This window comes from Caldisphaera lagunensis DSM 15908, from assembly GCF_000317795.1.
GTDB classification, from domain to species: domain Archaea; phylum Thermoproteota; class Thermoprotei_A; order Sulfolobales; family Acidilobaceae; genus Caldisphaera; species Caldisphaera lagunensis.
The window spans coordinates 757,344-776,529 of sequence record NC_019791.1 but is presented as its reverse complement, the minus strand read 5'-3'; the positions used below and the strand labels follow the sequence as shown (position 1 = coordinate 776,529).

Here is a 19,186-nt window from a genome sequence, read left to right as displayed (position 1 = left end):
CAATAATTTAAATACTTGTATCATAAAAAATACATTGATAAAAATGAGAGATATAAAAAATCTTAATACTTTAGAAAAATACATCCTAGTTCACATATATAGATTTGGCCCAGATACACCATGGCTGATGGCACATAGACTACTTGGTAATTATGGATATAGTGCAAAATATGATCCTGATGAAATCGAGAAGAATTGCAAAACATTGGAAGAAGAAGGATTATTAGTTGTTTATAAAGGAGAATTAAAAATGAAAGTGACATCTTCTATAAAACCTTGGCTAAAGGTAAAATCAAAAGAATTCAAACATAAACCCTCTGGAATTTATTATGATTTGAGTAAAGAGGGAAGAAAAGTTGCTTCAAATCTTTATAAAGAAATTTTCAAAAACAAATAGGCCTTATCAAATCAATTTAATAGGTCTTGATTATAATTAAAACAGGGAAGGAATTTTGTCTAGAAAGAGGATTTTCGAATCAATGATAGCAGATAATGTGGCTAAGATTGCAAGCGGGTTAGAAAATCCAGATGATTTTAATACGCCAATCTTAGCATCTCATGTAATCGAAGCAGTCAAAAAAATTGGAATAAATTTACATACAACAAAAGAAGGGTTACTCATATGCTATTTTTGCAATAAGGGACCTTTTACTAAGAAGGGTTATTATCTTCATCTAATTCGTTCTCATTATTATGATCTGATTGATTCTGTTGTTCGGGAGTCGGAGAGGATAGCTTCATCATCGAAAGATGTTGGGTCTTTATAATCCTTTTATCTTTCTCAGTATCTAATACAACAAGTTCTATATCATCGTTTGCCTTTAATGTACCGTAATAAATGTAAATTTCATTGCTTATATCAATCCATTTTATATCATCGTTTTTGAAGATAAAATATCCTTCAGGTGACATTTTTAATTGGTTCTTCTTTATGAGGCCAACCCTTTTCAATTTTATTGGTATATTATATAAAAGTCTTCCCCTATCCTTAACTCCATCGGCAAAAACATATTTGGTTTCCAAAGATTCTACATTTATAACAAAAAAATCTCCTTTTTTCTCTTTTCTCTTCTCTTCTGCTAAATTATATAGAAAATTTAAAGGATCTTCCTTACTCTCGATTTCTTCAACATTAATTAATTTATAGCCATCAAACGATATTTCTTCTAAATCAATTGTTTCTTTTTTAAACCATTGAACTATCGCTTTGAATTTTTGTTCTTTTGATTTTTGACTTTTTGCCATGTTACCTACCAACTTAATTTTGTATTAAAGCTATTAATATTCTTTTTACTGACATTTGCATAAATAGCAAAGTTCTCATAAATTCAATTTCTTATATCCCATTGAGATAAAAGAGTATATAAAACAATATTTAGAACTTCTAATTTTATCCATATTGATATCCTTATATTTGCTAAAATTGATTAATTTCTTATTCTGTAATCAAGTTTACAATAAATAAACCTTCTACTCATCTAATTTCATTTTTATAGATATATTAGGATCCCACTATAATTATATCTAAATTGCAACTATATATTTTATATTTCTTCAAATATATAATTTACAAATGGTGACGAGAATGTCCATAAATCCGCCAGTAATGGATATGCAACCAAATGTATACTTGATAGAAGGAGAAAGTGCATTTTCTTATCTTCCTATTATTAGAAAATTACAAAACCAAGGGAAAAAAGTGATAAGCTTTGGTATAGGCCAACCAGATTTTCCTACACCAGATCATATTAAAAATGCAGCTAAAGCTGCCTTAGATGATAACTTTACTGGTTATACAGAAACTCAAGGGATTCCTGAACTAAGAGAAGCTGTTGCAAATTATTTAAATTCAAGATATGGTTCTGATGTAAAAAGTGAAGAAGTTATAGTTACTCCAGGATCGAAAACAGCAATATTTATGGCTGCTGCAGCATATATAAGGCAAAATGATGAGGCAATAATCATAGAGCCAAGCTATTATGCGTATGCCCAAGTAGTAAAATTATTTGGAGGAATACCAAAATTTGTTTCCTTAGATTTTGACCCAAATAAAGGTTTCAGTTTAAATGTAGAAAAAATAGAAAAACAAATAACAAATCATACAAGAATGATCTTCGTTAATAATCCCCATAATCCAACAGGGGCTGTATTCTCAAGAGATCAATTGGACCAGCTTGTAGAATTGGCAAGAAAAAAGAATATAATATTAGTTGCTGATGAAATATACGATAACTTAATATATAGAGGTTCCTTTAAGAGTCTTATCTCTTACTCAGAATGGAGAGATAATCTATTATATATAAATGGCTTCTCTAAGACGTTCTCTATGACAGGTTGGAGGCTTGCATATTTAGTTGCGAGAAAAGAATTAATGCCCAGGTTTAATGATTTAGCTGTCTCATTGTATAGCTGTGCCACATCTTTTGTTCAAAAAGCAGGTGTTATAGCATTAAATGGTGATTGGACACCAGTTAAAAACATGGCAGAAGAATTTAATAGAAGGGCCCAAGTCCTCTATACAATATTAAAGAATGCTGAAGGTTTTGAACCATATTTACCTCAAGGTGCATTCTATATGTTCCCAAGAATATCATCCATACTAAGAAAGACCAACTTAACAGTGAAAGAGTTCGTCAATTTATTACTTGAAAAAGCTGGTGTATTAGTTTTACCAGGAGACGCTTTTCCAGATAAAGCAGGGAAAGAATTCGTAAGATTTAGTTATGCAACAAGCATGGAGTCCATAAAAGAAGGAGCAGAAAGGATTGTAGAATTTACAAAGGACATATTCAAAAAATAATTTCAAAATAAAACTTTGAAAACAAACTAAAAATTCAATAATTATTTTATTATTTGCCAAAATATTGTTATCTGGGTGGGAAAATGGTCATAGGACTTATAACAGATTTTGGTAACAATTTTTATACTGGAATTATGAAAGGTGTAATAAAGAATATAAATAATAATGTTTCAATAATAGATATAGACAATAATATACCTAAGTTCTCAATCCTATCAGGCTCTTATGTTCTATATACATCATATGAATGGATGCCAAAGAAAGCAATATTATTAGCTGTTGTTGATCCTGGAGTAGGAACTGAAAGAAGAGCATTGATTTTAGAAACAAAAAATTATTACTTCGTTGGACCAGATAATGGATTATTATATGAAAGCGCTATTAATGATGGAATCGTATCTATGCATGAAATAGAAATTGAAAAATTAAACAATCTTTTAAGAAATAAATATGATTTAAATATAAATATTTCACGAACTTTTCATGGTAGAGATGTTTTTGCCCCTAGCGCGGCTCTCTTATCATTGAATGAAAATATTAGCCTTTTTACTAAAAATATAGATAAAATTGTTGAGCTTAAGATACTAGACTATATTAAAGAAGATAATAAAATATACCTTAAGGTTATATATATTGATGATTTTGGAAATGTGGTTTTGAGTTCAAAATTTAATAATTTAAACATTAAGGATAGTAAAGTAGTCAAAATTATAAGGAATGGTTCTGAAATTGGAATTAAAGTAGGAGAAAAATTTGCAGATGTAAATGAAGGAGAATTATTAATTTATGAAAATAGTTTTGGTTTTGCAGAAATAGCAATGAATAAGGGAAACGCCTCAAAATTTTTAGGTTTAAAGATTGGCGATGAAGTTATTATTTCTCATTAACACAGATATTATCAAATATTTCCAGAATTTTGCTGCAGTTGCCCTTAAACCTTAAAGGATCTAGATACTTAGGTTGTTTTACTTTTCCCTCAATAATATTTATCAATAAATCTGATAATCCTGCAGATAGTGTTAATCCAGCACCATTTAGCCCGCTTAAAACATATTGGTTTTTACCTATTTCTCCTACAACTGGGTATCCATCACATGTAGTAATACATGGTGCTGACCATGAATTCACTGGATACATATTTAAAGCTTCTTTATATTCATTTGATATTTTCTCTAATATGTTATAAACTTCACTTGAATCAACTATAAAACCATCCTCTGGCTTCGATAACATAATTCTTTTCCCATTACCTATTATTGCTCTTTTACTAGATTCTGGCACATAATAAAATTCATTAATATCATCTTCTATTATTGAATTTATTTGCTTCCCTTCAACACTATGGGCTTGACATTTATATTTAACTAATCCTTTCAAATTTAATGTATCTTGAATCCAGGGGCCGTTTGCATATATGATTATATCATAATATCCCTCATTATCATCATTTATTTTTCCGTTAAAAATTTCAAAATTTTTCATCAAAACGTTTAATGCCTTCCCAATATTAATTGTTGGTTGAGAAATTATCAATCCTTTTTTTATATAAATACCATCAAACATATCATCATAAATAACTTTTGTCTTTATATCATTTTTACTTAAATAGTTTAATATATCTAAAGCGCAATTGAACTCATCATCTTTAGGTAACCAAATAGAATCATGCCAATATAGGATATCATCGCCTAAAGATTTATACAATTCCATAGATTTAAGTGATATATCTATCATGTTTTTTGGGACCTGGAATGATAATATCCCTGCAGCTTTGCTTGATGCACCAAATCCTGGATAATTGGTTTCTTTTAATACTACATCATATCCTTTTTTAGCCATGAGGTAAGCTGTCCACAAACCTGAAAATCCTGCACCTATTATTTTTACCTTTGTCATCGGTTCACCCAAATATATTCACATTAAATCCCATGTATTTTTGGGTTATTATACTTAATTAGTTTTCTAAAAATTTTTTATACAAAGAAATAGATTCATTTACAATTTCATTTAAAATATCAATTCCTACATTCCCTTCTATAACTTTTTTTACTATTTTATCTTTATGCTTAATAATAATTACAACTGTAGGAGAAGCTTTTATTTTAAAATAAATAAATCCCTTCCTTGAACAATCAGAATTACAAAATTCAGTAAACCATTCACAAACAAAAACATAAAAATATGTGTTTTTTGTTTTTGAAAAATTATTAACGAATGGATACCAAATCAAATTAAAAATTTTGCATGCTGGACATAAATTATTGCTGAAGTATATTATATTAACTCCATCATGAAAATAATTTAAATTTGTCTCATCACATGCAATAATAACCCATTTGAATGATTTAGGATCAAAAAAATAAAAACCATTTGAATTGGGTATTGAATTTGAATCCATAATTTTTCACTAGCTAATTAACCATAAAATGGGGCCCAGCTTCTCCATCCTTCTATATGTTCATATGTTGCAGCAATGCCGGTGTAGAGGGCTAATATTGCTGCTAACACTAACAACAAAATTGCTATATAACTCCAATATTTTTTAGCCTTTGTTTGCAATATTGGGCTCAATAATCCATTTATTCCAATTAACAAATATAATGCCCCAGCCCCTGTAGGAGAATTAGTCATGCCAAAATGCAAAATTGCAGCACCATAATTTATAACAGGTATTGAAAGAATAGCGATTCCAGCTAAAACACCTGTAATAGGTACTTTGTATATGTTGGCGAATCCTAAAGCGATTAGTGCTATTCCATATAAGCTAAATGGATCTGACAAAACCAAATTATAAGATGATGGTAAAGGCCAAACAAATGAACTCCATAAGCCCATTGCTAAAGAATAGATACCTAATGTCAAGAAGAAATATCCAAATCCTCTATTAATTTCACTTAATTTCTGTTGATCATAATTTAGTGTGAAATTTAACAATACCCAATAAGCTAATACTAATAGACCTCCACCTAACAACATTAATTCTATGTCTAACACGTCTACAAACAATGCCATTTATCTCACCTGATTATAATTCTATACATACAGAATTTTAAATATTCTCTTATTATAGATAAATACCCTCTTTATATAAAAAATTTATAAACTAATTCTGTTTATTGTTTTATTATATTTTTAATATATTCTATTATATAATTCAATGTATCATTATTATAGCCAGAAAATTGATCCTCAAGTATTGGTAATTCTATCGAAAATAAATAATTAGTTAATTGAAATACTTCTTGCGTTTTTATAACCCAGGGTTTACCATTAAGATTTAAAAGTTCTATAGCTTTTTTATATCTATTCCCATCAACTACCATCGCTTCTCCCGGGGTTACTATAACTACTACATCTGCATTTGTTGATAACGGAGTTGGTGATGCTATATTTGAATTAGATTCTATAACGACAATCTCATGTCTATTTTCTAGGTAATTTAAACATTTATCAATATCTCTTAAAGCTCCACCTGAAATTAAATTTAAAATATATTCATCGTCAACTTTAACTATATTTTCAATAACAGAAACTAGATCTAGGAGTTCATATTCAACACTTTTAGAACTCCTCTCTATAGCATTTACGTTTATCAAATGGGTGTTATATAATGAATTGCTAGGACATAAAGTTAATCTTGATATACCAAGTCTCATATTTGGCATATAAAGAGCATTACTAAAACTGTTAAGATTCCTTAATTTTTCAGGCAAAACTGGTATTAATAATCCGCCAAAAGGATTTATTATATTTATAGGTTCTTTTTCTCTAGAAAATTTATGCAGCATTATTGAATCGCTTGTAACAACCATCTTATTCTTTTTTGATTCTATCAGAGCTTCAGGATGACTCCATAATTCGGTCGCACCTAATGGCTTAAATCCAACTGAATCGTATCCTTGACTTATTAATGCATTAATTATGCTTGATGCGAATATTGTTTTACCAGAATTTTCTTCAAGCAACCCTATTACAAGTACTTTCATGATATTTCACTTATCTATTTATATTCTAGGAATTAATTTAAATGCAAAGAAATATTATAAATGTTTCTTTTTAATTGTCTCATATGTTAAAAAGATTAAATCCTCTTATATAAAATATAAATGGGAGATGAAGATAGTTGTGCCCGAATGAAGCGTAAAGCGATGATAATCTCTGGGGTATCGGATCCTTTATTTGATTCTCTCCCTTCCATAAATAAGTGTTTCATGTTTTTGCAAATTGCTCATAAAAAACTTAATTTTTAATTATTAATGTTTTCTCATAAATACAAATATAATGGTTTTTATGTTTAATCGTTCAATATAAACATATTTAATAAAACAGTATTTATACTATATAACATTTCTTATTTAAATTAAGATAACAATGATATGTTTTATATTTATATCTTTTTTTATTAAGTTTATATTAAATTTATATTAAATTAAAAAACATTTATATACCCAATTTAAAGATTTTAATTGCAACAAAAGATGATAAGAGTGAACAAACAAATACATGGGAATCAAATTTATAATATATGGAGTCAAATTTTATCAAAAGAAGGAATTTATATCATTGTTTTCAGAGTAAATGATTACATAAATTTAATAATTAATAAGAATGAATTCATTATAGATAAAGGATATATAATTTACATTGGTTCTGCGGGAAATGGGTTAAACAATAGACTAAGGAGGCATTTAACAAAAAACAAGAAATTGAGATGGCATATAGACTATGTAACAAATAATAAATCAGTAGAACCATCAATAATTTATTATAAAGAGGGTTTGTATGGTGTTAAGATAGAAGACGAATTAAGTAGCCTATTTTATTCAAAATTTTTAAAAATAGATAATTTGGGGGCAACAGATTCAAAAATGCCTCACATGTATTACAGCAATAATATAAAAGAAATTTTGAAAATCATTTATAAATTAGATGGATCTATTATAATTTTCCCAAGTATATTTGATTATTTTTAATTAAATACAAAATTAAAATAACGCAATATTTTAGATTAATTACTCCTTCACCACAAAGAGGGAAAGAAATTAAAGCTAATATACATATATATTATTCCTAGAAATTTATTTCAAAAATGGGGAATAAAATGGGTAAAATAAAGCTAGTTGTCTTCGATGTTGACGGCGTTTTAACAAAAGAGAAAAGCAGTTGGGGTTTTGTTCATAAACATTTTAATGTAGAGGATAAAGCAAAGATATATTTTGAAAAATTTGAAAAGGGTGAAATAAACTATGTCGATTGGATGAAGTTAGATACAAGCTTATGGATTGAAAAAAATAATGGTAAATTAAAAAGAGAAACACTAATAGAAATTTTAAATAAAATTGAAGTTAGACCCGAGGCTCAAGAAGTATCTATGTGTTTGCATAAAAAAAGAAAGTTGATAGCTCTTATAAGTGGAGGTATTGATCTTTTAGTCTCAAGAATAAGTAAAGTTATTGGCGCTGATTTTTGGTTTGCAAATGAACTAGAATTCGACAAGTTTGGCTATTTAATCCCGGGCGGTTACCCATTAGTTGGAGTTAATAAAGAAAAACCGCTTAAAATGTTACTTCTTTCCGAAAATATTAAGCCAGACGAAGCAGCATATGTAGGAGACTCTACATGGGATGCATCTGCTATGAAGCTTGTTAAGTATCCAATACAATTCGGTGATGATGAATCATTATCAAATATAGCTAAATTTAAAATTAATAATCTAAAAGAGATTTGTAATATAATAAATGAAATAGAAAAAATATAGTTTAAGATTGTTTTATATAACCTATTAATACATCAGTATATTCTGATGTTGATATTGGTTGAACTCCTGGCATTTCTCTAGCTAGATCATATGTAACTTGTTTGTTATTTATAGCGTTCTTTATTGCATTTTCTATTAGAACTTTAACTTCTCTCCAACCCATATAATCTCCTATTAAGACTGCTGCACTTAATATTTCAGCCGTTGGATTAATTACATTTTTGCCAGCATATTTAGGTGCTGTACCATGAACTGGCTCTGCAACTGCTATACCATCTCCCATATCCATACCAGCTGCCATTCCTATACCTCCTACCAATGCGTTTGCTTCGTCGCTAATGTAGTCCCCATTAAGATTTGGAGCAACTATTATATTATATTCTCCTGGTCTTGTAATAATTTGCTGTAACATATTATCAGCTATTCTATCATTTACTAATATCTTATCTTGTGGGGTTTTCCCTCCGAATTTTGTATTTACTTCATCCTCTGTAACAACATAGTCTCTAAACTCATTTACAGCTACTTCATAAGCCCATTCTCTAAAAGCACCCTCAGTATACTTTTGTATATTACCTTTATGCTGTATCGTAACACGTTTAATATTATTTCTTAATGCCCATTCTAAGGCCCTTCTCATCAATCTTTGAGTTCCAAATTTCGATATAGGCTTTATACCAATTCCTGCATCAGGTCTTAATTCTATTTTTAATTCTTTCTTGAAGAAATCCCTTATTTTATTTGCTTCTGGAGAGTTCCATGGAAATTCAATACCCATATATACATCTTCTGTGTTTTCTCTAAATATTACCCAATCAATCTTTTCTGGGTGACAGTGCGGAGCAGGTTGACCATACCATTTAACAGGCCTTATATTAGCATATAAATCGAGAGCTATTCTTATAGCAACATTTAAGCTTCTAAATCCACTTCCAACAGGTGTTGTTAAGGGTCCTTTAAGATTGATTCTTGCCCTCTTAAAGGCTTCCAAAGTTGCATCAGGTAATAGCGTACCACATTCTTTTTCAGCTTCTTCACCAGCTGCTACTTGCCACCAAGTAATCTTTCTTTTACCTCCATAAGCCTTGCTTACAGCAGCATCTACAATTTTTATTGCACTATCAACAATTTCAGGCCCAATACCATCTCCTTTGAAAAATGCTACAATTGGATCGTCTGGAACAATTAGCTTACCGTTTTCATATTTTGCAAAATGACCTTCACTTGGCGGTTTCAACTCATTAACATTGCACGGAATTTTACCCAACTCACCTCACCTTTTAAATATGCATATATATAGAGTATAAATTTATTAAATTTGACCTGGTTAGAAACAAAATTAATTTAAATATTTTCTTTCCTAAAAGTTCTCTTATAAAGAAACATGGAAACTTATTAGCTTAATTTAATTAAAATTGAAAATTTATTGCCTTCCATATAGCAATGCTTTGAAATTGTTTAAATATGGCTTTTTGACTATTCCTTTTTCAGTTATTATTCCTTCAACTATCTCAGGTGGAGTTATATCAAAAGCAGGATTGAATGCCTCAGTTCCATCAACTGTAATGTTTAATTTTCCCATGATATTAGTAACCTCATCTTGTGATCTTTCTTCAATGACTATATCATTAGGATTTTCTGTAGGGTGAACTGTACTTGTCGGAGCAGCGACATAAAATGGTTTTTTATGATAATTTGCTGCAAGCGCTAAATTAAATGTTCCTATTTTGTTTGCTACATGACCTGTAAGGGTTATTCTATCGGCACCTACAATTGCTAAATCTGCCATATTCTTACTAAATAATAAACCAGATGCACCATCAACAACAAGTGTAGATGGTATTCCCTCTTTCTTTAACTCCCATATTGTTAATCTAGCTCCTTGTAATAGAGGCCTGGTTTCATCTGCATAAACATGTATGCTTTTGCCTTCATAGAAAGCATACCTTATAACTCCTAGAGCTGTTCCAAATCCAGCTGTTGCCAATGCGCCAGTATTACAATGAGTTATTATTCTTGAATTGTTTTCAATTATTTTAGAACCATATTTCCCCATATTAACGTTATTCTTAATATCCTCGATGTAAACTCTGTGAGCTTCATTTAGTACATTTTGTTTTATATCTTCAAGGTCATTTTTTTCGTAATTACTCAAGATTACATTCCACAACCTATTTAAGGCCCAAAATAGATTATAGGCCGTTGGCCTTGTTGATGCCAATACGTTATAAGCCTCTTTTACATCTTTTAATAGGTCATCAACTTTACTTGCATTACTATATATTGTTGCTAACGCTAATCCATATGCAGCTGAAACTCCTATAGCTGGTGCACCCCTTATCTCCATTTCTTTTATTGCTTGTGCAACTCTATGATAATCTTTAGTACTTCTGTACAACTCTTTCCAAGGTATTAATCTGGTATCGATCCAAACAAATTCTCCTTTATCAAAATCCCAATATAATGGCTTTATTTTTAGATACTCTTCTAACTTATCCAATTCATTTCTTATATCTTCCATGGTTTCACCTTATTTTTATTATTTATTAAACAAGACTATATATTATATAATGAAATTAATAAGCATTGTAGCTATTTTTAATATATATAGAAAATTAAAAGGAAAAGTATTTTATAAGAATTTTCATAATATTAATAGGCGAATAAAATGGGGTTAAAAGAAGAAATAATAAAATGGTTAAAAGAAGAAAACTTAGAAGTATCAGAAATACCAATACCTAAAGATGCGCCAATAGAGTGGGCTATTAATACCATGGTAAATGCCCCCTTCAGAGTAGCTATCTCGATACAAAGACCAAAAGGAAAAACCGAAAAATTTGCATTTACAATGGCAGTCAAAGTAGCTGAACAGCATAAAGAGAAAATTATTAAAATGCCTGAGCAGGAAAGAGCAAACATGATAGGAGAATTATTAAAAAATTTGTATATGATGTGTCCTTCATGTATAACTATATTTCAGCCTGATATAAACAATCCAGATAACATTATAGTGACAAAGATAATATATCAAGATAAAATAACTCCAAGTGAAGTTACAGATTCTGTAAGAATTCTTTCAAATGCATACGGTTTAATTGTAACTCATTTTACTATTAAGCTAGGGGGTTCATTTAAGCAAGGAGAACAAACTGTAATGCACATATAGTAAAAGGTGAAAGTATTGGTTGAATTACACCCTGTAGGAATATTAGCAGAATCAAATTGTTTTTATATCGCTGCACCTATAATAAACGCCCCTTGGAAGCCAAATGAAAATATCGAGAAAATAATTTCAAACATAATAAATGAGTTAAAAGCATGGGATATAAGTAATTATAATTTAACAAAAATTGAAAAAGCAATATATTTTTCAACAATTTATGGAGGATTAACCTTAATTTATACTTGCGATCCTATAGTTGCGATAAGCAGAATACATACCAATATAAGCTTATCTTTAAAAAATAGTGAAAATAATGAAACTAAGATTATGAAAGATGAAGACCTATTAAAAGCATGGGCAATAATTTTTAATGGAAATGAAACAGAGGGACTTAAAATACTATCAGGTAACTTAGTGTTTCCAAAGGATTATAAATGGGATATTGGTGGAGAATATAAAATAGCAGCTAGAGGAATTAAATATTAATTATCTTACTTATTTTCAGATCTAAAGGGGAGGCTTTATATGGTGTAAAATCATAGGTTATTTTCTATGCAATATTTCCTGATCTTAGATACGTTTATATAGAAATATTTCATTAATAAATTAGCGATGTATTTTCCATAGTCTGTAATCACTATTTTATTGCTATCTTTTTTTATTGCATTTATTAAATATAATAAATATAGCTCTTCTTTCATATAATTCTCAATATTTGCTCCAAAGAGCTTTTCAAATGTATCATTATCAATATTAAATGAATAAAACTTATAAATAAATTCAAGATATACTTGTTCCTTTAATGAAAGATCCTTACTGAGTATTGTTGGCATAGAATTTTTTGATATTAATTTTTCATATTTGTTTATATTAAAAGAATTAACAAGATATTTACCATTTATATAACTCATAGCCCCTGTCCCAATACCTGCAAAATATGGATAGTCAACAATATATTCATCTGTTATGAAATCACTACCCTTAGAATAAGTCCATGCATTAGATTGATAAAAATATGAATTAACAAAATTTTTCATTATATAAAAATAAAATTGTTTTTCCTTACTCTCATCTATTTCTTTGTTCAAATTATTATTTCTTATAGAAGGCATTATTGGATAAAAAGTTAATTGGTTTGCCTTTGAATCCTTTATTTTTTCAATCTCATATCCTAAATCATTTATAGTTTGATTTGGCAAATTAAATAAAATATCAACATTTAATGTCTTTATTTTAGATGCCATATCTATTTTACTTAATATTTCTTCTTCATCGATATTAGCTCTACCTATCGATTTTTGTATAGATGGCTGAATTGCTTCAACTCCTAAGGATAACCTAGTTGTTCCACATTCTTTCAGAGTATTTACTTTTTCATCAGAAATATCTTGTATTGAACCTTCTATCGAAATTTCCTTTATTTTATAATAATTCTTCACATAATCAATTAAATCACAAACTTCACTTGTTGTTAATGTGGGAGTTCCACCACCTATATATATTGATTCAAAATTATAATTCTTATCAATATATTTATCTATCTCTTTTTTCATTGAATCAAAATAGTCCTTCACCAAATTCTTATTATATAACACACTATGAAAAATACAAAAAGGGCATAAAGAAGAACAGAAAGGAACATGAATGTACAATGCCTTGCAATCAATGCATTCTTCAGGTTCTTTAGCTGAATAATTTTCTAAATGCCAATTGTAATTATGAAAAATATATTTAATTACATTTTCAATAATCAAATTTATCCCAAATCTATATGTAAAAATTAAAACCTATAAGGATTTGTAAAAAACTAATATATATTTTATTGATATTAAAAATATTTTTGATATTACTAAAATTTGTTCTTATAGCATTTAATGTACCTTAAATTGTAGTTTTATTATTAACTTCCTATCCAGCATAAAGATAGAGTATTCCCATCATTGGTTCGTGCACACATATTTATCATATAAGCAGTCAAGAGGCTCGAGAATTCCTCTCATAAAAATTCTATTTGCTATTGATTCCTTTATCTAACTATATGAGGAGTGCGAGACGACATCTATTTCTAAAACTACTAAGCGTTAAATAATAATACAATAAAGGTTATTCCTTAGCACTCAAATCATTTAAGGCAAGGGATTAATGACAAATTCTTAGTTATAAAGATCTTTATGAAAATCCGTAAGAAACTTCTTAGTATTAAAATAACTCTTAATTTTCAGCCAATCTTTCATATATTTTTTATTATATCAGAGATGTCCTCTAAAGACTTCTTTTTAGTTTCTATACCATACTTTAGCCATAGAGTTGCACCAGAGAGACCAAATAGCCATAATCCTAAATTGTAAAATATATAAGTGAATTCACTAAATCCTGATGTGAGAAATATTGAGCCTACATATAGAGAATAAGCTATAGCCCTTACCAAACCAATTCCAGTTGCTCTTATGTTTGTTGGAAAAAGCTCTGGCTCAAATATTACTCTAAAGGCCCAGCCAAGTTCTCCAAATAACCCATTTAAAAACAGCAATGCCATAAATATTGCAATTATTGATCTGGCAAAAAGAAACTGAGGTATAAACAATGCCATAGTGAACGATCCTCCAAGATATGCTATAAAGGCAATTATTTTTCTACTAAATGAATCTACAAAAGGTATTAATATTATTCCTCCTATAGTTTCTCCCAAATTATAAATAAATATTATCCATGATGTAAGCCTTGGAAAAAGATAAGGTCCGATAATTAATGCCATTAATGCATATGTTAAAACAATAGTTATAGCCATAGATACTAAAAAGTATAGTCTAATAGTATAATCCCTTTTACTTATCTCTACCTTCGTTTCTTTCACAACATTTTTATAGTATTCCCATCTAAAAGATTCTGGTATCAATGCTCTTGTGATAACAATTACTGGTATTGATAAAGCTAAGAGTATACCAAAGGAAAGCCTTTGTATGTATATTGAAAAGCTTGTCACTATAGAAAGCAAAGCTGCTATTAATGCTCCAAAGTTGGCTATATTTGTAACACCAACAATGATTTTTCCTCTATGATTCTTTGGGGATATTTCAGATAGATATGTTAAAACAGTTGTTTCATCACCTCCTAAGGAAAATTCTGCCATTCCTATTCCTAATCCTAATTCAACAACATTATTAGATAACAAAATTAAAGGTATTGATATTGCAAATAATATCATGTCTATTATAAAAAGTTTTTTCCTCCCAAACTTATCTGTATATCTGCCTAAAACTAGGTTACCAATTAGTAATGAAGTAGGAGCTGCTACCAGCAAATAGGTATAATCACTTGGAGGTACAAAAGGCCACTGAGTTGCTATAGGGGCTAAAGCTAATAGAAATCCCCATATAAACATTGTTATTGATGCGCTGATTATGGCTATCCATTGATATTTATTTATTTTACTTTTTTTATCAATTTCTGTGAAGTTTTCCAATGTCTCACCAAATTACTATTTATAGTAGTAATATTAAAATATTAATATATGTTGGTATCAAAGAGACATATCATTTGATCAGCTATTTGCTATCTAAAATTCTTAACATGCTATCAAAATTATTTATCTAATTAAGACTTCACATTCGTAAACCATTGATATTTTTAATCCTTCAAGAATTTTGTTATAATAGACTTCACATTCGCTAAGTTGTATTTTTCTCTCCCTTTTAATAGTAAACTTAATATTTTTAGCTTTAACTTGTATTAATTATTCTAATGCAGGATTGAACTATACTAAGTAGAGATAATCAGAGAAGTATCTTAAGTACAGTGAACTACCCGCACTTTCAGATGGGCATCCCCACCTCGCGATGGGGATTTCCTGGTTCATAGAGCAACCTCGATCTCCCTACATCCACAGCGGAGGTTCCATCAAACAGAACCGTTTCGTTATATCCCGTGTGGAAGAGGAGTTACGGAGGGTCTGCCTTCCACATGCTTAATCCCCAGTCCCTAGGGTATGACCCAGCACTTTCAGCCGAAGCCTTATATTTATTGTTTTAGTATAACCATAAAAACATTTCTATAAGGGGGCTATTCATCCCTCATGGAAGGGGACTTTCGCCCCTAAACCCCCATCAAGTTAAAGTGAAGAATACCATGATAAATAAAAATCTACTTAAAAGATATATTTAAAATCTAACCTTTAAAATGTACTATTTGACGCAAAATGGGTTCGGAATATAAAAAAGATATTTATTTACTAGGATCCATAAGGGCAATGAGAAGCTTTAGTTTCGGATATATAGCATTTATTTTACCACTTTATTTAAGATACATAGGTTTTAGTGTTGAGCTTGTCGGCCTTTATTCATTAATTTCAACAATAAGCAGTAGCATTTTAGTCTTAATAAGTGGTTATTTAGGGGATGTATTTAGTAGAAAAAAGACTTTAATTATAATTTCAATGTTACCCATAATTGCGTATATAATACTTATTTCAACTCATAACATAATAATAGCCCTTATTTCATCGTTATTTGGATTATCATTAAGTCCTATGGGAGGCGGTGCAGGTGGAGGACCTGTAGCACCTCTACAAACAGCTATGGTAGCAAGCAGAACAAATAGAAAAGAAAGGACTTACATTTATTCTTATTTAACAATAACAGCAATAATCATGGCTCTACTTGGAGGAATATTTTCATCATTAATTATAAATACCTTTCCTAAAAGTTATTATATGATCTTATTTGAAACTGCCATAGTTTTATCTACAATATCAATTTTCTTAATTATACCAATAAAAGAAACTCCAGATAAAATTCAGAAAAGCGGAAACAAAGGTTTTATCCCAAGAAAATCAGCTAAAAATATTAGTAAGATTGCCATAACCGGCCTTTTTGGAAGTCTAGGATTAGGAATGATATTACCTTTACTGCCAATATATTTTAAAGATATAGGGGCTACAGATTATATAATTTCTATAATATATGATTTTTCATATTTAGCAACGGTTTTTGTAATGATATTTTCAGGTAAAATAGAAAGAAACCTTGGATCAATAAAAGGGATATTTATATTAAGGACTTTAGGTTCTTTACCTTTAGCTATTATCCCACTAATTCATTCACTTTTTATAGCAAGTTTAATATACATTTTAAGGACAGCATCATATCAAGCAGCATTGCCAATTAGGCAAAACATAAGCATGGAATTATATTCCCCAGATGAAAGGTCAAGAGGTAGTAGCATAACTGGTGTAGCAAGGAGATTACCTTATGGGGTTTCTTCTTTATTAGGATCAATCTTGCTACAAATTGGAGCCTATATATTTGTATTTTCTTCTGCAGCATTAATTTCATTTTTAGATCCATTGTTTTATTATATTTTCTTCAAAGAAATAGACAAAAATGATAAAGTAAATGAATAAAACCAATTAACCTCTTATATAGTAAAGGATTCTCTTAATTAGGCATAAGAGTAGGTAAGGACTAGGAAAAAACTTTCATTGCTGATGTAGACATGATTTAAATTACTCATATTACTCAATCCATAAATATGAAATAAAGAAGACCAAAATACTTAACTTTTTGCATCCACATGCTAAAGGTGAGATTTTCATTTAGTATTACAAATATAAGAAAACATTAGCAATAAGCAATTGCCTTAATTAGATTTTCCTTAGCTAGTTCGGCATATTGCATCACTTGAGGAATTGGGGGCAGTTGATCTATTAATTTTTGTACCCTATTTATAATTTTTTGAATTTCTATCATGTCACACCCGTTTTTACTTAATCTAGTAACCTGCATAGAAAGGCCTTTTAATGAGGCTCTTGTTACAATTAAGTTCCCCGTATCATCTTTGCTTATAATTGTGTTTAAATAAGTGGCTGCTTGATTTAGATATCTACTTGCATCGAGTATTAGCAATGCATAAGATTTATCATCTCTTCCTATATTCAATATCTCACCTTTTCAGGCATTTACTATATGTATAGTAATAAGCAAGAGTTAAAAACATAAAATTAATTAATTATTTAAAAATACAAAAATATTCTATAAAAATTTAAATTAAAATATTCATTGAATAATTAAAATATTAAATTAAATTTATAAATTTCTAACATTAATGTTTTAATTATTAAAATTAATAATGATTCAATACATTAATTAGTGTCCTAAACCATAAAGATTTAAAAGTGGGAATTATAACATTTCTATTTGTGAAAAAATATGGAGAATAAAACCTCAGTGTTAGAAAATTTGAGGATTTTAGATCCGGAATCTGGTTATTTTAATAACGGTGTAATTGTAATAGATAACGGCTTAATAAAAGATTTCGGATCAAAGGGAAGTATAGAAATACCCAAAAATGCAAATATAATAGATTGTGAAGGAAATACCGTTATGCCCGGACTAATTGATGCACATCTTCATGTTACTGGGCAAAGATCAGGAAAAATAGAAGAAAGATTAACAACACCAATAGGAGTATTTTTTGCAAGAGCTGTTAAAGATTTAGAAAATTTAGTAAATGCTGGTTTTACAACAGTTGTTGATGCAGGAAGCCTTATTGCCCTTCATTTAAGAGATGCTGTCAATGAAAATACAATAACTGGACCTAGAATAATCGCATCAGGACTGCCTCTTAGCATGACCTTTGGACATGCTGATGAACATTATATGCCAATTGAATATGTTGACTACAGGACAAGCAAAAAATTAACGCCATTTATGTCATTAATTTGTGATGGAGAAGATGAGTGCAGAAAAGCGACTAGATATGCAATGAGAGAAGGAGCTGATTTTATAAAAGTTATGGCTACAGGTGGGGTTTTATCTCAAAGGGATAGACCAGAACATAGACAATTCACACTAAACGAATTAAAGGCTATAGTTGATGAGGCACAAGCAGCAAATAGATGGGTACACGCACATGCCCAAGGAACTGAAGGTATTTTAAACTCATTAAGGGCCGGAGTTAAAGTAATAGCACATGCAATTTATATTGATGAATTAGCGTCAGAAGAAGCTAAGACAAGAAATGCGGTAGTTGTTCCAACGTTATCTATTGTACAGAGATTATTAGACGAAGGGGAGAAATTAGGTGTACCAGAATGGGGGTTGAGGAAATCTGCGGAGGTTTATGAACAACATATTAATGCAATTAAATTAGCCTATAAGCATGGAGTTAAGTTAGCAACTGGAACAGACTTTGATGGCGGAATAGGAAGAATGGGAACAAACGCTATGGAATTAAAACTTTTTGTTGAAAAAATAGGAATGCAACCTTTGGAAGCTATAAGGGCTGCAACAATGAATGCTGCATCTGCAGCAGGTCTTGAAGGAAAGGTTGGGGTGATTAAGAAGGGAGCCATCGCTGATTTAATAGTTGTTAAAGGTGATCCACTTAATGATATAAATACACTGTTAAATCCCAATAACATAAAGCTTGTGTTTAAAGAAGGTAATTTGATTAAGAAAAGTTAATATGA

Annotated in this window: 19 protein-coding genes; 9 read left to right on the top strand and 10 right to left on the bottom strand. The window is 29.6% G+C overall.

All coding sequences use genetic code 11. The annotated features are described in order from the left end of the window. Nucleotides 1-43: 43 nt before the first annotated feature. Nucleotides 44-397: a hypothetical protein gene (locus tag CALAG_RS03845; RefSeq protein WP_015232430.1), complete on the top strand. Its 354-nt coding sequence runs from the start codon at nt 44-46 to the stop codon at nt 395-397. Between the two features lie 254 nt (nt 398-651). Here the strand turns inward: CALAG_RS03845 and CALAG_RS03840 are convergent, their stop codons facing one another. Then, nucleotides 652-1,245 carry a hypothetical protein gene (locus CALAG_RS03840; protein ID WP_015232428.1) on the bottom strand — a complete coding sequence of 198 codons (594 nt, stop codon included), beginning with the start codon at nt 1,243-1,245 and terminating at the stop codon, nt 652-654. Nucleotides 1,246-1,585: 340 nt separating this feature from the next. Between CALAG_RS03840 and CALAG_RS03835 the strand changes: the two genes are divergently transcribed. Then, nucleotides 1,586-2,800, top strand: coding sequence for a pyridoxal phosphate-dependent aminotransferase (locus tag CALAG_RS03835; protein ID WP_048816724.1), 1,215 nt, complete (start codon nt 1,586-1,588; stop codon nt 2,798-2,800). Nucleotides 2,801-2,883: 83 nt separating this feature from the next. Further along, complete coding sequence (locus CALAG_RS03830) at nt 2,884-3,687, top strand: SAM hydrolase/SAM-dependent halogenase family protein (RefSeq protein WP_015232426.1); 804 nt, start codon at nt 2,884-2,886, stop codon at nt 3,685-3,687. Here the strand turns inward: CALAG_RS03830 and CALAG_RS03825 are convergent. The 4 genes from CALAG_RS03825 to CALAG_RS03810 all read right to left on the bottom strand — a co-directional run bounded on the left by CALAG_RS03825 (nt 3,674) and on the right by CALAG_RS03810 (nt 6,786). Continuing rightward, nucleotides 3,674-4,696 (bottom strand): NAD(P)/FAD-dependent oxidoreductase, encoded by a 1,023-nt coding sequence (locus CALAG_RS03825; RefSeq protein WP_015232425.1) that lies wholly within the window; start codon nt 4,694-4,696, stop codon nt 3,674-3,676. The two genes, CALAG_RS03830 and CALAG_RS03825, sit on opposite strands and share 14 nt — an antisense overlap. 58 nt (nt 4,697-4,754) lie before the next feature. After that, on the bottom strand, nt 4,755-5,198 hold the full coding sequence (locus CALAG_RS03820) for a hypothetical protein (protein WP_015232424.1): 444 nt from the start codon (nt 5,196-5,198) through the stop codon (nt 4,755-4,757). A gap of 17 nt (nt 5,199-5,215) precedes the next feature. Then, a complete protein-coding gene (locus CALAG_RS03815) occupies nt 5,216-5,812 on the bottom strand; it encodes a DUF981 family protein (RefSeq protein WP_015232423.1) in 597 nt (198 codons plus the stop codon). Between the two features lie 101 nt (nt 5,813-5,913). Further along, a complete protein-coding gene (locus CALAG_RS03810; RefSeq protein ID WP_015232422.1) occupies nt 5,914-6,786 on the bottom strand; it encodes a P-loop ATPase/GTPase in 873 nt (290 codons plus the stop codon). Nucleotides 6,787-7,287: 501 nt separating this feature from the next. Between CALAG_RS03810 and CALAG_RS03805 the strand changes: the two genes are divergently transcribed. Both CALAG_RS03805 and CALAG_RS03800 read left to right on the top strand, forming a co-directional pair. Then, nucleotides 7,288-7,773, top strand: a complete 486-nt coding sequence (locus CALAG_RS03805; protein WP_015232421.1) for a GIY-YIG nuclease family protein — start codon at nt 7,288-7,290, stop codon at nt 7,771-7,773. A gap of 128 nt (nt 7,774-7,901) precedes the next feature. Next, nucleotides 7,902-8,558, top strand: a complete 657-nt coding sequence (locus CALAG_RS03800; RefSeq protein WP_015232420.1) for an HAD-IB family phosphatase — start codon at nt 7,902-7,904, stop codon at nt 8,556-8,558. A 1-nt stretch (nt 8,559) separates the two neighbouring features. On the opposite strand, the gene CALAG_RS03795 is transcribed toward CALAG_RS03800, so the two are convergent. Next, nucleotides 8,560-9,825, bottom strand: a complete 1,266-nt coding sequence (locus CALAG_RS03795) for an NADP-dependent isocitrate dehydrogenase (protein WP_015232419.1) — start codon at nt 9,823-9,825, stop codon at nt 8,560-8,562. Nucleotides 9,826-9,981: 156 nt separating this feature from the next. Beyond that, complete coding sequence (mtnA, locus tag CALAG_RS03790) at nt 9,982-11,079, bottom strand: S-methyl-5-thioribose-1-phosphate isomerase (protein WP_015232418.1); 1,098 nt, start codon at nt 11,077-11,079, stop codon at nt 9,982-9,984. Nucleotides 11,080-11,226: 147 nt separating this feature from the next. Between mtnA and CALAG_RS03785 the strand changes: the two genes are divergently transcribed. After that, a complete protein-coding gene (locus CALAG_RS03785) occupies nt 11,227-11,724 on the top strand; it encodes a DUF2299 domain-containing protein (RefSeq protein WP_015232417.1) in 498 nt (165 codons plus the stop codon). Nucleotides 11,725-11,739: 15 nt separating this feature from the next. Then, nucleotides 11,740-12,207 carry a hypothetical protein gene (locus CALAG_RS03780; protein ID WP_015232416.1) on the top strand — a complete coding sequence of 156 codons (468 nt, stop codon included), beginning with the start codon at nt 11,740-11,742 and terminating at the stop codon, nt 12,205-12,207. 50 nt (nt 12,208-12,257) lie between these two features. Here CALAG_RS03780 and CALAG_RS03775 read toward each other — a convergent pair whose 3' ends face one another. After that, a complete protein-coding gene (locus tag CALAG_RS03775; RefSeq protein WP_015232415.1) occupies nt 12,258-13,475 on the bottom strand; it encodes a radical SAM protein in 1,218 nt (405 codons plus the stop codon). Nucleotides 13,476-13,951: 476 nt separating this feature from the next. Next, nucleotides 13,952-15,184, bottom strand: coding sequence for an MFS transporter (locus CALAG_RS03770; RefSeq protein WP_015232414.1), 1,233 nt, complete (start codon nt 15,182-15,184; stop codon nt 13,952-13,954). A 732-nt stretch (nt 15,185-15,916) separates the two neighbouring features. On the opposite strand from CALAG_RS03770, the gene CALAG_RS03765 reads away from it, so the two are divergent. Continuing rightward, nucleotides 15,917-17,119, top strand: coding sequence for an MFS transporter (locus CALAG_RS03765; RefSeq protein ID WP_015232413.1), 1,203 nt, complete (start codon nt 15,917-15,919; stop codon nt 17,117-17,119). Nucleotides 17,120-17,336: 217 nt separating this feature from the next. Here CALAG_RS03765 and CALAG_RS03760 read toward each other — a convergent pair whose 3' ends face one another. Then, nucleotides 17,337-17,654, bottom strand: coding sequence for a hypothetical protein (locus CALAG_RS03760; RefSeq protein ID WP_015232412.1), 318 nt, complete (start codon nt 17,652-17,654; stop codon nt 17,337-17,339). Nucleotides 17,655-17,942: 288 nt separating this feature from the next. Here CALAG_RS03760 and CALAG_RS03755 point away from each other — a divergent pair, with 288 nt between their 5' ends. Then, a complete protein-coding gene (locus CALAG_RS03755) occupies nt 17,943-19,181 on the top strand; it encodes a metal-dependent hydrolase family protein (RefSeq protein ID WP_015232411.1) in 1,239 nt (412 codons plus the stop codon). Nucleotides 19,182-19,186: the final 5 nt, after the last annotated feature.

What these genes read in the sequence shown, in the direction of transcription:
- CALAG_RS03825 (WP_015232425.1), bottom strand. Translation starts at nt 4,696, where the DNA reads ATGACAAAGGTAAAAATAATAGGTGCAGGATTTTCAGGTTTGTGGACA.
- CALAG_RS03845 (WP_015232430.1), top strand. Translation starts at nt 44, where the DNA reads ATGAGAGATATAAAAAATCTTAATACTTTAGAAAAATACATCCTAGTT.
- CALAG_RS03800 (WP_015232420.1), top strand. Translation starts at nt 7,902, where the DNA reads ATGGGTAAAATAAAGCTAGTTGTCTTCGATGTTGACGGCGTTTTAACA.
- CALAG_RS03785 (WP_015232417.1), top strand. Translation starts at nt 11,227, where the DNA reads ATGGGGTTAAAAGAAGAAATAATAAAATGGTTAAAAGAAGAAAACTTA.
- CALAG_RS03840 (WP_015232428.1), bottom strand. Translation starts at nt 1,245, where the DNA reads ATGGCAAAAAGTCAAAAATCAAAAGAACAAAAATTCAAAGCGATAGTT.
- CALAG_RS03835 (WP_048816724.1), top strand. Translation starts at nt 1,586, where the DNA reads ATGTCCATAAATCCGCCAGTAATGGATATGCAACCAAATGTATACTTG.
- CALAG_RS03815 (WP_015232423.1), bottom strand. Translation starts at nt 5,812, where the DNA reads ATGGCATTGTTTGTAGACGTGTTAGACATAGAATTAATGTTGTTAGGT.
- CALAG_RS03820 (WP_015232424.1), bottom strand. Translation starts at nt 5,198, where the DNA reads ATGGATTCAAATTCAATACCCAATTCAAATGGTTTTTATTTTTTTGAT.
- CALAG_RS03765 (WP_015232413.1), top strand. Translation starts at nt 15,917, where the DNA reads ATGGGTTCGGAATATAAAAAAGATATTTATTTACTAGGATCCATAAGG.
- CALAG_RS03830 (WP_015232426.1), top strand. Translation starts at nt 2,884, where the DNA reads ATGGTCATAGGACTTATAACAGATTTTGGTAACAATTTTTATACTGGA.
- CALAG_RS03810 (WP_015232422.1), bottom strand. Translation starts at nt 6,786, where the DNA reads ATGAAAGTACTTGTAATAGGGTTGCTTGAAGAAAATTCTGGTAAAACA.
- mtnA (WP_015232418.1), bottom strand. Translation starts at nt 11,079, where the DNA reads ATGGAAGATATAAGAAATGAATTGGATAAGTTAGAAGAGTATCTAAAA.